A 15,311-nucleotide genomic window follows, 5' to 3' on the forward strand; every position below is an offset into this window, starting at 1 on the left:
GGTACTATCCGCAGCGGGAATCAAAATGTATGTTCCGTTCTGGAAATGATATTGTCCTGTACTTCTTTAGCCAAAGAAATAAACTGCGCACTATACCCGGCAACACGGACAACCAGATCCTTGTGATTTTCCGGATGCTGCTGTGCATCAAGGAGCGTAGCTCTGTCGATAACATTGAACTGCACATGCATCCCTTTATTTTCAAAATAAGCACGGCACATGGCTTCAAAACGTTTCAAGCCGTCATCTCCGGCCAAGGCGGACGGACTGAATTTCTGGTTATACAAGGTCCCATTCGAGAAAATTTCATGTCCCAGCTTAGCTACAGACATAGCTGCCGCCGTCGGGCCATTCGTATCACAGCCGGCACGCGGAGATACGCCGTCGGCCAGAGGTGTCCAGGCAAGACGTCCATCCGGAAGCGGTGCTACATCTTTGCCGAAAAGCACGTTTGCCGATACCGGATAGCAGCCGGCTTGGAATTGTCCGCCGCGGGGGTTCTTGTATTTTTCCACTTCACGGGCATAGATCTGTCCGGCTTCCCGTGTGATCTGATCGACAAAATCATCATCATTGCCGAACCACGTGGTGTTTTCCATAATGCGTTTGATATTTTGATATTGTGCTGTATCTCCGGTACTCGCCGGAGCTGCGCAATTTTCCGTTCCTGTTTTGAGATCCCGCTGCAATTGATCAATATCAATATTGCCGTTGGCACTCAAAATGCGTTTTACCGCTTCATATATCTGCCGTTCATCCATGTTGGCATCGCTGCTGCAGCACTGGCCGCCGCCCGTACCAAACCATTGCTGTATCTTTCCGGTCGCATCGTCATACCCGAAGTTGTGATCCATCGCTTCCGCTAACTGCGCCATCGTAACTTCTTTATTTTCAAATACGTGTTTCTGTATCGCTGCGAAGGAGTCGCCGTTATCGGCAACACCAAAGGCCTGCGGACCGGTAAAGTTATAAATAGCGCCGCCTTCCTGCACGCTCTTGCCGCGTCCGATACAGTCATCTACCATCGCCGATTCAAACGGCAGCGGGCAGCGTTCCATGTGGGCAAAATCGACACAGTTATCCGCTTCGGCCAAGAGCCGTACAAAATAACTCATCTGTTTTTTATACGCTACCATCAAACTTCCCAGATTCTGGAAATCTTTCATTTCTCCGGTCTTAGGTCCTAACTGCGTCTTGCCGCTGCGGCCGTTATGCAGGGTAACATCGAGGACCTTGGCAATATTGAAGAACGCCGCATCATGCCAGCCATCCGTCTTATGCGGAACCTGCGGTTCCACGCAGCCGATGATGCAGTAATTGCGGGCATCCTTTAAATTGATCCCGCGGTTTTCCAGTGCCGGGATAATGACTTCGTCATTGTACATCGCCGGATAGCCATATCCGAGACGGACCAGTTCACACGCCCGGTATAAGAATTCATCCGGTGTCTTGTTCCAGTACCGAATAGAGAAGGACGGGGCTGCCATAGCTACATGGGCACCGGCATCGATCATCATGTAAGAAAGCGGATTGGTAACATCGATGCCGTCTTCATTCTGACCGCCGCACTGGATATTCTGGAACAGTGCATACCCGGCAAACGCTTGGTCGGATACGTCATCCCGCGTTTTATTCAAATCATTGAATTTGATCCAGATATTATCCAGGAGTTCCTGTGCAAAATCATGGCTGATGTTCGTATCAGCCGCCAGGAACGGATACATATACTGATCAAAACGGCCCGGCGAAATAGAATGGCCGCTGGATTCGATCTGCAGAATCAACTGTACAAACCAGAAGGACTGGCAGGCTTGCCACCACGTGGTTGCCGGATGTTCCGGCACTTGGCGGCAGTTGGCGGCGATCTGCGTCAATTCCGCTTTGCGGGCGGCATTGCTTTCTTTTGCTGCCAGCTGGCTGCACAAATCAGCATAGCGGTTGGCATACTGGATCGCTGCCCGATACGAAATAATAACGGCATCATAGAACTGCTGTTTCTTGATGGATTCCGGATCCAGCGGCGTCAAGTTGGCTTTCGCTTCTTCCGCTTCCTGAATAATGCCGGCAAACCCTTTCTGCAGCACTTTGCCATAATCAACGCAGACATGACCGATTCCGTTGAAATAGTAGTTGCCGACAGTGAAAATGCCGTTAGCCTGTGCATCCAGGCACGGTTGGGACATATAAGATGTTGCTAATTCGCTTGTTGTCTTACCCGGCCAGTACTGAAATACTTCATGCAGACGCTTGGCTGTATCTTTAGGAATAGCAAACGGATCCGCCATCCGAGTAGCCATCGTATCAAATTCTTTTTCCACCCAGTCATAGGAATATTCCGGATAAATCTGGCAGCCATGCACGCTGACCGTAAGTACCCCGGCAATTAAATCATTGTCGCGAATGGCAATCGGGATTTCATTTAAAATCTTTTCCACCGCTTTAGCCCGGCGAATAACGATTGGCATCCCTTCTGTTTCTTTATACGAAGCCGTTATTAATTCCGCGCGATCTGCTTCTACAGTTGGTGTCGCATCGTAAATTGCATTCCGTAACGCTTTGATTCGATCCGTCGGTTGGGAAAACCCTTTTTCTAACACATCCATAACAATACCTCCTTAGTATTTTACTGCTAACGTATGACATCAAATCGCGATGTATCTAGGCCTATGCGATAATCTCAATTCGATGTTTCGAATAGATTATAGCATGATCTAATACAACAAAATTATTCGCCTATTTCGGAAATAACACTTTTTTGATAGTCTCCCTTTCCCACGAAAAAACAGCCGTTTCGGCCGCTGGGATATCCCCCGCTTCGAGCAGCCGGAAAACAAAAAAGACACCATCCGTACTACCCGTGATGGTGTCCTGTGTTATACTATTTATTTTCCTGCTAACTGCCGCAGTTCGTCCTTCTTATCCGTGCGTTCCCACAAAAAGCCTTCCTCTTCCCTGCCGAAATGGCCATATACCGCCGTATTTCGAAACTGCGGCCGGCGCAGTGCGAGCGTCCGGATAATATCGGCGACCGTGAAGGAAAATACCTGTTGGACGGCTTCTTCAATCCGGCTGTGCGGCACATGCTCCGTGCAAAAGGTTTGAATCTGCACCGCCTCCGGATAAATTCCGCTGATGGCATAGGCAATAGATACCTCACAGCGGTCGCACAATCCGGCGGCTACAATATTCTTGGCAACATACCGTGCCATATAGGCGGCACTGCGGTCGACCTTAGTCGCATCCTTGCCGGAAAAAGCCCCGCCGCCGTGCTTGGCGATAGTTCCATACGTATCGACCATGATTTTTCGCCCCGTCAGCCCCGTATCTCCTGCCGGACCGCCTACCACGAACCGCCCCGTAGGATTGATATGGATCCGCGTCTGCGGCCGGAGCCAAGTCCCGCAGACCGGTTCGATAATGACCTGCCGAATCAGCTGCCGCAAGGCCTCCTGTTCCACCGTTTCCGCATGCTGTGCCGAAACGATAACGCTGTGCAGCCCGTCGGCATGCCCGTCGGCATCAAAATGCATGGTGACCTGCGACTTTCCGTCCGGCCGCAGCAGGTTGCCCATGACCGTCTGATGCCGCACCGTATCCAGCCGCCGCACCAAGGCCTGTGCCAAATTGCAGGTAACGGGCATATAGTTCGAAGTCTCATTGGTAGCATACCCGTACATGATGCCCTGGTCGCCGCTGCCGATCTGCGTATCGCCGTCATCCTTTTTTACCCCTTGAAAAATATCGGCAGATTGCTGATGCATATTAGAAAATATAAGACACGTATCCGCCGTAAACCCCAGCGCCGGATCGGTATACCCAATATCCCGGATTACTTGACGGGCAACTGCCGCTATATCTACATGACCTCGCGAAAACACTTCTCCGGCAATGGTCAATGAATTTCCCGATACAAACGATTCTACCGCTACATGCGATGCTTCGTCCTGTATTAAATAAGCATCTACAATAGCATCTGAAATCTGATCACATATTTTATCGGGGTGTCCCTCGGTCACCGCCTCCGACGTCATGTACGTATAATGACAGTTTCCCATTCCCATCATCTCCTCCAGGCAATTGGTTAATCTATTTCATGCTTCTTTCGATACGCATGCGGCGTATCTCCGGTAAACTGTTTAAATATCTTGCAGAAATAACTGGTACGGTGATATCCCAGACGGCGGCTGATCATATCCACAGACCATTTGGATTGCGTCAGCATCCGCTGTGCCTCAATAATGCGGCACTGATTGATATACTGCATCAAGTTCATTTTCATTTCTTGCTTAAATAATTTGGAAAGATACGACTCACTGAGAAATACTTCATCCGCAATGCTGTGCAGCGTCAAATTACAGCACAAATGAGATTTGACATATTCTACCGTCTTGCAGATCTCCGGCCGCGTGATCGCGCTCAAATCACGAGTCGGCTCGCTGCCTATCTCATTGGTAGGGAACAGCGTATTCAGCTGTGTGTCGCTGAAAGGAAAATAACACGTCGTCAAGGTATTCAATACGCGCGAAGCACTCATGATCTCTTCGTACCGGTAATGGGGACAATCTTGATACCGCTTGTACATCCCGTTAATATCAGACCACTCTGTCACATTTTGAAACTGCGGGATCCGCGTGTCCTCTGAAGCCATCTGCCCGGAAACAATAAACCCGTTCAACTGGTTCGTACTGACAATGGGCACTGCAAAATCCACTAACCCGGCATGACATCGATAAGGAAAACAAAATCGGTTTTTAAAAGTTTCTAACCCGCCGTTCACATCGCATTTGTTGCACTTATCACGAAACTGGGGAATACTCCGCATAAATTGGCAAAAACTGGTAAAATTATATTTATAGGATCGTTCTTTTCCCTTAATATCTACATACACGCAGGCGATTCCCGTCGCATTGGTGTAATCATTCATGATACTGTTTACTACTTGTTTGACTGTAACGTCCTTAGTCGGTGTAAATGTCGTCATTTTATATTCCTTTCCACAGCTTTTCATAGAGCTGTAATAGTTAAACACGCTAACACAACACTATCCTAGTTATCTGCCAGACGTACCGAAATATATAATTCAACACGATATAGGAACCGAAGAAATACGGGCGCCAAGACTTAAAACAACGTGGCCCAGAATTTTTCAGACGGGTGAGGAATCACTTCCGTATCTAAGAGAAGTCCGTTTTCCCCGGCATCCGCCACGACCGCCTTGACGGCCGATTCAACAGCTCCCACGTTTCCGGTAAAGGTAAAATATGCCTTGCCGCCCAGACCCGTTCCCAGACGCAGTTCGATCGCCTCGATCGCCGCCGTTTTTAATGCAATATCGGCAGTACGGATCATAAATGCCAGCGAAAAAGATTCTATAATCCCCAGCGCATCCCGATGTTCCGGCATCGTAGTTCCCGTAATGGCCGGAAAAATACCTTCATGCACATTGGGAATCACAATAGAATCGACATACTGGCCTTCACAGGCTTGGATGCCTACCTTGACCGCATTCTCTACCGCTGCTACATCTCCATGGATAATGGAAATATATTTTCCCGGACAAACAGAGCCGCACGTAACGACTCCTACCTCCGAAGCCTTCAACATCAAATCGTTTGCATACATACCCTTGCCAATACTGGAAACCTCCAGCATTCCTATTGCTTTGTACATGAATTATCCCACCTTTATCGTAATTTCCTTCTCATTGACCTGTGTCACCGTGCCATGCACACTGGCATGAACGGCCGCACTCAAGGCTCCCTCCGGAACAGCCGCAATCAATTGTCCCTTCTCGACAACCGTACCGGCTTCAACGATCGGCTGAGCCGGAGCTCCGACATGCTGCTGCAGGGAAATCCGAACCTCTGGGGAAACATACGACCATGCGGTTAACGGCGCCTCCCGATCAAATTCCGCGAGCCCCAGTCGCAAAATCAGCCGCTTCACGGGCACCCGCCTGTACGCACGGGCAGAATGAACTTCATAATTCGTAGTCTTAGGTATATACCGAATGCGGTTAGCACCTAACTGCTGTTTCAGCATAAAATTGATTTGATGCGGTTTCAAATGCGCCGGACAGGCAAATAATGTACACACGCCGCACTGGCTGCATAAGTTGGCCTGCGTCAGTTCCTCCGGCCGGGCGAGAGTATACTTCGCGGCTCGCATAAGCAAATGAGGCTGCAGATTATGTCCCAGCAAATGACGCGGACATATATCGGTACACATGCGGCATTGTTCGCAGGCGCTTCGCCCTTCCAGCAGGGCCTGCCGATCCGTCGCCGTTTTTGTCACGATAAGAGGATGCGTCTTTTTCAAAATGATATAGGCCTTGGTTTTTTTCATGACCGTCGCCCTATCATCCGACAGTACCTTGCCCATCATCGGACCGCCGTCAATGACTGCATACTCCGTAAGATCCGTGATTCCGGCCTGTGCGGCTGCCGCCTGCATGGGCGTCCCTACGGGAATCGCTGCCGTAAACGGCTGCGGTACATCGCCCGACACCGTTACAAAGGACTCCGTAACCGGAAGTCCTTCCATGGCCCGTCCGATATTAAGCGCCGTTTCTACATTCACTACGACACATCCGACCTTGATGGGGATTCCCCCTTCGGGGACAATGCGGCCTGTCACTTCATAGACCAGGATCTGTTCATCCCCTGCCGGGTAAAAGTCCGGCAATTCAAAAACCTCGATATTCATTTGCAGCTCGCCGATCCGTTTTCGGAGCAGCGCAATGACCTGGCTATGCTTTTTCTTAATGCCGATAATCGCATGACTAGCCTGTACTGCCTGCGCTGCCGCCTCAAATCCAGTCAATATGCGATCCGTATACACAGCTAACAACTGCTGATCTACCCGCAGCAGCGGCTCACATTCCGCCGCGTTCATCAACATATACTCAGCCGCAGACCCCAGCTTGGCATACGTAGGGAATCCGGCCCCGCCGGCCCCGATAATACCTGCATCCTTAACCTGTTCTATCAAATCCAATCCCAGTCACCTCTATACTAGTCTTTTACCCTTGCCCATTCGTCATATTATTACCCTGTTTCATCAGAATTCTTCAGATAAATTATTATATCATTTTAGTTTTGGTAATAATATACATGTGAAAAGTGCAAATAATAAAGTAAAAAAACTAGACAAAAAAGTGTTATTTTTTATACACGCCCCTTTGCCATATCTATCTTATATATTATACCCTGTCTCTGCTGCCATTCCTCAGCCGAAATAATATTCCCACTCTTTTTCCGACAACGTACCGTAAGAACGCCTGCAAAATTTTTTCTGGCATTTTCGGCACTGCCGTACCGTCAAGGGGGCTTCAATCCCCTTCTGTTTTTTCAACTTTGAAATCTTTGAAAACGCCCTGAAAAAATTGTCATTTTCAATATTCGGATCATCCAGCACGATCTCCTGCAAGCAATCAAACCCGATGGGTTCATGGGCATTCCTGACGGCCACATACTGGCAGATATCTCCGGCACAAAACTGTTCCTGCATCTCCTGCACGGAACGGAAATACAACTCTTCCCCACGTTCCCCTGCCCAGCGCAGCGGATGCTCCCGCGTAATCAAGACCTCCTGTCCGGCCAATTGATCCAGTACCTCTAAGGAATACACATACAGCACCGGGCCGTATAAATTATACCGTTGCACCCGGTCATGCTCATCACAAGAAGCAAAAAAAACATCATGAAACATCCCTAACGGACGTGTCTCCGCATCACGACGCCGGGACGGCGGCATCACGCCGGACACCTCCCAGGCATCGCCGGGCAAAAGCCCGCCGCTCTCTAAATACAGCAAAGACATCGCAACCGTATCGGCATGATACAAAGAAGTTACCCCCTTGTCACGAAGAACCTGTTTAATTTCCTTAACTGAAATACTCATATACAACCCTCCCTCTGATAAAAATATTCCAATTCATTCCACTTCATCCGCACATATCTATCTTCCTCCATTATACACGTTCCCAAAACAAAGTCGAATACTAACAAACAAAAAAACAATTTCTATACCAAACAACGATCTGCCGGACACCTCCCGCATTGCACAGAAATACTCCCGCAAATCCGCTCTCTGCCTAGCGATACTGGCAATACAACCAAGAATTCACGGCAAAAGGTTTCCACTGGATTGTATCTATTAACGAGGAATAAATATTCACAAATCCCATACAATCTGCTATAATAACATAACACCATGAAAAACCCTCAGAAAAAAACAAGGAGATGATACTCATGCACCGGTTAGAAGAAATCAAAAAAGCGATCGTCGGCTTCAGCAAAGGCTGTACGGAAAATACAGGAGGCGGCTGCTGCGGCATGCAAGTTCCCCCTGCCGAACTGCGAGAACTGCAGAAACTAAAAGAAGAATATAAAAAGAAAAATAAATCCCATGAAATAAAATAATACCTGCACGGATCCACCCGCTGCAACCCAAACATACCCGGCCATCAAAAAAAGATGGCCGGGTATGTTGTAACCTAGCAAAAAAAAAGTAATGCAACCATATTTTTTTATATACAATAAATTCTTAAAAACTCACCCGGACAAGAAATACGCAATACACAGCTTGGGCAGAAACGAAATAACGCACAAAAGCACGCGAATCGCTTAGTTTGTTTTCTAGGGGATTCACTCTTTTTTACACATCAGCGTGAAAGCAGCTGTTTCAGTTTTGCCTCGGTTTCCGTATGCCGCAGGGGCGTATCGATATGTAACCGCAATTCGTTTTCCGGTGTCATGAATACGGTATGTTCAAAAAACAAATTTCCTACTTCAGGATGCCGGATCGTTTTCGTTATTTCACGCTCCGGTTCCACCTCATGCAGCGGCCACCAAGTATTGAATTCCTCACTTTCCTCCCGCAAGGATTCAATGCCCCGTCTCAGCCAGGGATCCTTACTATATCCGGCGCAGGAAACACGAAATCTTGCAAGCATTTCCTTCGCCTTGATTTCCCAGTTTTCAAAACGCTTTTGATACTCGCTATGGGTAAACATCATTTTAATAAGATTTCTATGGGATATATCTATCTGACTAACGTCGACAAAAGCAGCCGTATACGCAGCATTCCATCCGACGACGTTCCAATATATATCCAACAAGATTGCCGGCGAATACACCAAACTATCCAATACATGCTGAAATATAGGTTTGAGTGTCTGTATAGGCTGCAGCGGTTTTTCCGGCGTCAACTTTGCCAATTCAAATAGATGCAGCGTTTCATACTCATTCAGCATCAGTACCCGGGCAATGCTGTGCAACACGGAAGGCGATATTTGAATATGACGCCCCTGCTCCAGCCAGGTATACCACGTAACCCCGATACCTGCCAACATAGCTACCTCCTCCCGCCGCAATCCCAAAGTACGCCGCCGGGACGTATCCGATATCCCGACTTGGGAAGGATGTATCCGCTCTCTCCGCGTTTTGATAAAATTCCCTAGCTCCTTATATTGCTGCGTATCAATCTCCATCATATCCCCTTTATTGTTATACTGGTAGAACATATTCCATGATAAATAAACCCCTTGTACTAAGATATCGACAGTGTACAATGAATTCCATTACTCGTCAATAATGCAAAAGAAATCTATCATAAAGCAACAGCAGCACTCCCATTTATTAACCCGCCGGTCAGTATGGATCAGATCCGTTGCCAATATATACATCCCCCCCTGCTATCCCATCTGGAACCCATCACCTCACACCATTCCAAGCCGGACTCAGGATAACACTCACGTCAATCGGCTCTACTCTAAGTTTTCTTTTCATTCTGCCTTTAGCAGAGCACCTGGAAAAGAATTGAGTAATCCTGACCGTAATATCTTTTTCCTGTATCGCTCTGATTCTGCTCTATATAACCCATACTATCCAGTAACACCGTAAAGATTGCGGCTTGATCTAATAAAAAATTTTTCAATTTTTTTATTAGAGAAGATATATTGATTGATAAGTAAATCTATGAAATTTTTAAAAGAAGCGCGCTGTCATCCTGAGAAGCCTCGTGATTATAAAACGGAGTATTGATTCTAATAAATATCATACGAAACCTATCATCGTATTTTCAGTCTTGTAATACTTTTATAAGAAACTTGGCATTTAAAATTTAATAGATTGACAATCACTATAAAGTATAGTATTATTTTTTTACTGACCTAAGTCAATAATGGAGATGAAGATAATGACAAGAATTCGAAAAAATCCGTTAGAGCGCCGGCAGGAACTTATCGATATTGCAATGGAATGCTTTTGTACAAAAGGGTATGAAGCGACCATGGTGCAAGATATCTGTAACAAAGCCGATGTTGCTAAGGGGACTTTTTTTTATTATTTCCCAACGAAGGACGATGTGCTCAAGGCAATTTTTGAACACTGGACACAGGTTTTTATTGATTCGTACAGTCGGCAGGTTAAGACGGCTGATGCTGTCCAGAAACTGCAACTATTCCTCAAGATTTTTGGTATAGAGACCCCTATAGACCATCTGATGAATAAGCTTTCGGAAGAGAATCGCTATGATATTTTGTTGCGTTTCTGGACGCAATGTATGTCGGTGAGCTTTAACCAATTGCTCAATGACGTCATCACACAAGGCATGGCAGAAGGCTCGATGCAAGTGGCGCATACGGAGGAATGTCTTGATTTTTTCTGGGGAATCATGGATGCGATGTGGCCTGAGGGAAAACAGAATATTATCACGGAAAAGAGTATCACTATCCGTGAACAAATTGCGGGGCAGCTGATTGAGATGCTGTTTGGGATGAAAGCAGGCAGTCTGGTTCATTTTGAAGATGCGAAGTAATATTCGCATTTTCTTTTTACTGACTACTGACCAAAGTCAATATAAAAAGGAGACGAATGATGAATAAAAGCGAGAAAAAAAAGACACGTATCATTATGCTGAGTTTATTGATTGTTGTACTCGGAATTATGATCTGGCGATTGGTAGGAGCTGAAAAAGGACTGGTCGCTATCCCTCAGCCGGTTGCCGTGTCAACTGATACAGTAAAGGTCATCGAAAAACCAGCGACAATGCTGTTTGTGGGAAATGTCGAGGGCCTGACCTCTTCTATTATCAGCAGTCGCTTTTCGGGAAAAGTGAATAAAGTGCTCATTGAGGATGGCCAGTCTGTCAGCAAAGAGCAACCGCTTTTTGTCATGGATACGATTGAACTGTGCAATGCACTTCGCATCGCACAGAACAGTGTCAATCAATCCGCAGCAAAATATGCCAACGATCGTGATGAGTATCAACGATATGCCGTGTTGTTCGAGCAAGGCGCATACTCCCGGCAGCAATTTGAAAGCGCCCGGACAAAGATGTTCTCCAGTCAGGCGGATCTCGATTCAGCGCAGGCAAACCTCAACAGTGCTGAGAAGCAGCTGGCTGAGGCTACTGTCGTAAGTCCGGTCGACGGCGTGGTCGCCAATAAAAATCTGACAAATGGGCAAAATGTTTCGGCGGGCAATCAAGTTATGACGATTGAACAGCTGGATGCGGTGCATGTGGTTGTCAGTGTTGAGCAACGCGACATGATGTATCTCAAAATAGGCAATACGGTCAATGTGACGGTAGATGCCTATCCGGAAAAAGAGTTCGTCGGAACGGTCGATGTCATCAGTCCCGTGGCGGGGAAAGAGAGCCGTATGTTCCGTGTAAAGGTGCGGGTGGATAATCCCGATCAGTTGCTGAAGCCCGGTATGTTCGTGCAGGTACAGCTGAATCTTGGTGTACCTCATTCGGTTCTTTCAGTGCCGCAGCAAGCGGTTCTCGGGCAGAAGGGACTGCAGTATATTTTTACCGTCGAGGATGGTCATGCGAAAAAGATTCGCGTTGAGGCTGGCGATATTATCGGCGACCGTATCGAGATTACCAATGGCGTTGCGGAAGGCATGGTTATCCTGACCGATAATCTCGATAAAATCAAGGACAGCGATTTGCTGCAGTTTGAGGAGGAATCATGAGTCTACCAGAAATCAGCATCCATCGGCCGGTATTTGCGACGGTCGTCTTAGCTGCCATGATTCTCATGGGTATCGTGAACTATAGCAAGATGAATGTCGATGAAATGCCGGATACAAGTTTGCCCTATGTATCGATCAGTATTACCTATGAAGGAGCGCAGCCGGATCAGGTCGATACGCAGGTTACGCAGAAAGTCGAGGAAGCCATCGGCGAAGCGCGCGGCGTGAAGCATATTGAATCCACTTCGCGTGAAGGCGAGGCGGAAATCAATGTCGAGTTCAATTTTGGCGTCAATCCGGCTGAAGCGGCGCAGGATGTGCGCGACAAAATCAGCGCGATACGCGGCGATCTTCCGGATACAATTAAAGAGCCGGTGATTTCGCGCTTTGATATGAATGCGCAGCCGGTTGTATCCGTGGCAATTACTTCAGAGACGGCGAGTATGCGAGAAATTAGCATTTTTGTTGATGACGTATTGAAACCGCGCCTGCAGAAAATCAATGGTGTCGGACAAGTGACCATCAGCGGCCGGCAGGAACGTGAAATTCAACTTTTGATAAATCAGGATAAACTCAATACATTCGGGCTGTCCGTTGCCGAGGTCGGTCAGCAGCTCAAGCAGGTCAATCAGGATGTGCCGGCCGGTAAGCTTAGCAATAAGCGGCAGGAACTTTCCGTGCGCATGGCGGGGAATTTCCAGATGGTGCAGCAGTTTGATTCGGTCATTGTAGGAATGCGTGATCAGATGCCAATCTACTTCTGGCAGGTCGGCGCGGCGAAGGACACCGTTAAGGACGTCTTAACAACCGCCCGTTACGATGGTAAGCCGGCCATCGGCATTGCCATCGGCAAGCAGTCGGGCGGCAATGCGGTCAAAGTAGCGACAGCGGTCAAGCAGGAGCTTACGCAGTTGGGGAATGAATTGCCCGCCGGGATGGAGCTGCAGTTGGTGCGTGATGATGCGCAGCGCGTCGCTGAATCGATTACGGAGGTCTGGTTCGATCTGATTATCGGCAGTATTTTTGCCGTTCTCATCGTGTTTTGGTTTCTGGGAGATTGGCGCAGCACGGTTATAAGCGCGCTAGCAATACCGGCTTCGATTGTTTCGACTTTCCTCTTTATGAAGATCGCGGGATTTTCCATTAATAGCATGTCGCTCCTGGGACTGTCTTTATCCGTTGGCTTGTTGATCGATGACGCAATTGTTGTCATAGAGAATATCATTCGCCACCGGCAGATGGGAAAAAATGCAAAACAGGCAGCTATTGACGGTACGAAGGAAATCGCGCTAGCAGTCATGGCGACGACCTTTACCGTAGCGGCAGTATTCCTGCCAGTCGGCTTCATGTCGGGCATTGACGGGCAGATGTTCAAAGAGTTTGGACTGTCGATCGCATTTGCCGTACTGGTGTCTCTGTTCGTTTCATTCACGCTGACGCCGATGATGGCGGCGCTTTATCTGCCGGTCGGTAAACCGTCTATGCCGGCTATATTGCGAGGACCATGGCAGCATTGGCAGCATGGCTTCGAACATGTGACCGAATGGTATGGTAGGACGCTTAGGAAGCTTTTGCAGTCCTATCGGCTGCGGGTGCTGGGCGCAACTTTGCTGTTATTCCTACTGAGTCTGGGCCTTTTGCCGCTTCTCGGATCGACTTTTATGCCGGTGACGGATCAGTCGCAGTTTACTGCAAAGGTACAAGCTTCTTCCGATGCTACGATCGATACGATGAATGAGCAGTCGGCAAAGCTTACGGCCGTTCTGCAAACCATTCCCGAGGTTCGTCATGTCTATGCCACAACTTCGAATCGCCAGCATAATCTTTTTGTACAGCTCGTGCCAAAGAAAGATCGTAACCGCAGTCAAAAAGAGGTCATTGCAGATGTGCGCCAGCGCTTTAATGCACTGCCGGGAGTTCGCGCCGATTTTATTGAAAGCGATGATAAGCCAATTGCGATATCCATTACCGGACCGTCGCTGGCCGAGCTTGTTCCACTGGCAGAAACTGTGCAGAAAGAGCTTGAAACCGTGCCAGGCGTACAGGATATCGCTTCCACTTATCATGCGGGCATGCCAAATCTCAATCTCGTACTTAAAGAGGAGCGTGCCAGCGACCTTGGTATCTCATCAATGGCCATTGGTACGACGATGCAGACGATGCTTAACGGCTCAATTGTTGGTAAGTTTGGCGATAAAGATGAACGCGTGGATATCCGCATGCGGTTGAATGACAATGGGCGCAGCCGATCGGATATGCTGCGGCAGGTCTATGTGCCAAGCGAGCACCAGACGGACGGGCATCCGTTACTCGTGCCTCTTTCACAGGTGGCTGACTGGCAGTACACGACAAGCGCGAGCGATATCCGCCGCTATGATCGGCAGAAAGAAATCCGTTTGACCGCCAATACGGACGGAACTTCGATGGGCGACGCGAATGATGCCATCTTCAAGCAGGCGCAGAAGATACAGCTGCCTGCCGGCTATAAGATCGGTCAGGCTGGCGCTGCTAACGATATGGATGAATCATTTTCGAATATGGAGATGGCGCTGTTCATGGCCATAGCATTTATATTTATGATTCTCGCGGCTCAATTTGAAAGTTACAGCGAGCCTTTTGCCATCATGTTTTCACTGCCGCTGGCGATGATTGGCGCGTTAGCCGGACTTTTCCTGTCCGGCAGCGAACTCAGTCTCGTATCGTTGATCGGAATTATGATGCTCATGGGACTTGTAACGAAAAATGCCATTTTACTGATTGATTTCGCGAAACAGCGTATGCAAGAAGGCATTGATTGCAAGACAGCCCTGACTGAAGCCGGAAGCATACGTCTGCGTCCAATATTGATGACAAGTATCGCGATAATCTTCGGCATGTTGCCAATTGCACTGGGCCTTGGACCAGGCGCTGAGGCGCGTGCTCCGATGGCCCATGCCATTATCGGCGGTGTCATTACATCAACTTTATTGACACTGGTTGTCGTACCGATTATCTATGATTTGATCCATCAATGGAGAAACAGAAAAACGGTAAAAAAATAAAGAAAATTGTAAGTTATTAATTTTAATATAATTCTTCTTATTAAGGAAAATATGATGCAGTTCAAGCACGATATGCAGACAATGTTCAAGTTGGATACCAAGACTGTGAACTCAAATTCCGCATATTCAAAGCATACTTATAGTTAGAATACTGGACGTAGGACTATGACTTTATGCACTGTATTTCAAACACCTTCTCCACAAAAGTCGTATATCTTTTCCAGCAATAAATTGAGTATCTTGCCCATTTTTTATTAAAATTTTTCTTTTTTCATGTCAATTAGTT

Annotated in this window: 11 protein-coding genes; 4 read left to right on the forward strand and 7 right to left on the reverse strand. The window is 47.7% G+C overall.

From position 1 onward, the window contains the following. Positions 1-20 precede the first annotated feature (20 nt). The 6 genes from BLR11_RS03590 to BLR11_RS03615 form a co-directional block, all read right to left on the reverse strand. Positions 21-2,603, reverse strand: coding sequence for a glycyl radical protein (locus tag BLR11_RS03590; RefSeq protein ID WP_091648259.1), 2,583 nt, complete (start codon positions 2,601-2,603; stop codon positions 21-23). Between the two features lie 279 nt (positions 2,604-2,882). Then, a complete protein-coding gene (metK, locus tag BLR11_RS03595; protein ID WP_218118712.1) occupies positions 2,883-4,055 on the reverse strand; it encodes a methionine adenosyltransferase in 1,173 nt (390 codons plus the stop codon). A 26-nt stretch (positions 4,056-4,081) separates the two neighbouring features. Continuing rightward, positions 4,082-4,981 carry a PocR ligand-binding domain-containing protein gene (locus tag BLR11_RS03600; RefSeq protein ID WP_091648318.1) on the reverse strand — a complete coding sequence of 300 codons (900 nt, stop codon included), beginning with the start codon at positions 4,979-4,981 and terminating at the stop codon, positions 4,082-4,084. Positions 4,982-5,121: 140 nt separating this feature from the next. Further along, complete coding sequence (locus BLR11_RS03605; protein WP_091648261.1) at positions 5,122-5,670, reverse strand: BMC domain-containing protein; 549 nt, start codon at positions 5,668-5,670, stop codon at positions 5,122-5,124. Between the two features lie 3 nt (positions 5,671-5,673). Continuing rightward, positions 5,674-6,996, reverse strand: coding sequence for a 4Fe-4S dicluster domain-containing protein (locus BLR11_RS03610; RefSeq protein ID WP_091648263.1), 1,323 nt, complete (start codon positions 6,994-6,996; stop codon positions 5,674-5,676). A gap of 231 nt (positions 6,997-7,227) precedes the next feature. Continuing rightward, on the reverse strand, positions 7,228-7,902 hold the full coding sequence (locus BLR11_RS03615) for a hypothetical protein (RefSeq protein ID WP_091648265.1): 675 nt from the start codon (positions 7,900-7,902) through the stop codon (positions 7,228-7,230). 350 nt (positions 7,903-8,252) lie between these two features. On the opposite strand from BLR11_RS03615, the gene BLR11_RS13930 reads away from it, so the two are divergent. Then, a complete protein-coding gene (locus BLR11_RS13930; RefSeq protein WP_245675072.1) occupies positions 8,253-8,423 on the forward strand; it encodes a hypothetical protein in 171 nt (56 codons plus the stop codon). A 242-nt stretch (positions 8,424-8,665) separates the two neighbouring features. Here BLR11_RS13930 and BLR11_RS03620 read toward each other — a convergent pair whose 3' ends face one another. Then, complete coding sequence (locus BLR11_RS03620; protein ID WP_218118713.1) at positions 8,666-9,496, reverse strand: helix-turn-helix transcriptional regulator; 831 nt, start codon at positions 9,494-9,496, stop codon at positions 8,666-8,668. Positions 9,497-10,200: 704 nt separating this feature from the next. Here BLR11_RS03620 and BLR11_RS03625 point away from each other — a divergent pair. Genes BLR11_RS03625 through BLR11_RS03635 form a run of 3 tightly spaced genes read left to right on the forward strand, consistent with a single transcriptional unit; the run spans position 10,201 to position 15,025 of the window. Further along, the gene (locus tag BLR11_RS03625; protein WP_176762856.1) at positions 10,201-10,821 is read left to right on the forward strand and encodes a TetR/AcrR family transcriptional regulator; all 621 of its coding nucleotides are present in this window, start codon (positions 10,201-10,203) and stop codon (positions 10,819-10,821) included. Between the two features lie 56 nt (positions 10,822-10,877). Next, positions 10,878-11,984, forward strand: coding sequence for an efflux RND transporter periplasmic adaptor subunit (locus BLR11_RS03630; RefSeq protein WP_091648271.1), 1,107 nt, complete (start codon positions 10,878-10,880; stop codon positions 11,982-11,984). Further along, a complete protein-coding gene (locus BLR11_RS03635; RefSeq protein WP_091648273.1) occupies positions 11,981-15,025 on the forward strand; it encodes an efflux RND transporter permease subunit in 3,045 nt (1,014 codons plus the stop codon). Before BLR11_RS03630 ends, BLR11_RS03635 begins: the two co-directional genes overlap by 4 nt. Positions 15,026-15,311: the final 286 nt, after the last annotated feature.

Origin of the sequence: Megasphaera paucivorans, assembly GCF_900103535.1 — a bacterium.
In the GTDB taxonomy this organism is placed as follows: domain Bacteria; phylum Bacillota; class Negativicutes; order Veillonellales; family Megasphaeraceae; genus Megasphaera_A; species Megasphaera_A paucivorans.

Bases quoted from the DNA above. Each gene is read 5' to 3' on its own strand.
- BLR11_RS03590 (WP_091648259.1), bottom strand. From the start codon at position 2,603: ATGGATGTGTTAGAAAAAGGGTTTTCCCAACCGACGGATCGAATCAAA.
- metK (WP_218118712.1), bottom strand. From the start codon at position 4,055: ATGGGAAACTGTCATTATACGTACATGACGTCGGAGGCGGTGACCGAG.
- BLR11_RS03600 (WP_091648318.1), bottom strand. From the start codon at position 4,981: ATGACGACATTTACACCGACTAAGGACGTTACAGTCAAACAAGTAGTA.
- BLR11_RS03605 (WP_091648261.1), bottom strand. From the start codon at position 5,670: ATGTACAAAGCAATAGGAATGCTGGAGGTTTCCAGTATTGGCAAGGGT.
- BLR11_RS03615 (WP_091648265.1), bottom strand. From the start codon at position 7,902: ATGAGTATTTCAGTTAAGGAAATTAAACAGGTTCTTCGTGACAAGGGG.
- BLR11_RS13930 (WP_245675072.1), top strand. From the start codon at position 8,253: ATGCACCGGTTAGAAGAAATCAAAAAAGCGATCGTCGGCTTCAGCAAA.
- BLR11_RS03620 (WP_218118713.1), bottom strand. From the start codon at position 9,496: ATGATGGAGATTGATACGCAGCAATATAAGGAGCTAGGGAATTTTATC.
- BLR11_RS03625 (WP_176762856.1), top strand. From the start codon at position 10,201: ATGACAAGAATTCGAAAAAATCCGTTAGAGCGCCGGCAGGAACTTATC.
- BLR11_RS03630 (WP_091648271.1), top strand. From the start codon at position 10,878: ATGATGAATAAAAGCGAGAAAAAAAAGACACGTATCATTATGCTGAGT.
- BLR11_RS03635 (WP_091648273.1), top strand. From the start codon at position 11,981: ATGAGTCTACCAGAAATCAGCATCCATCGGCCGGTATTTGCGACGGTC.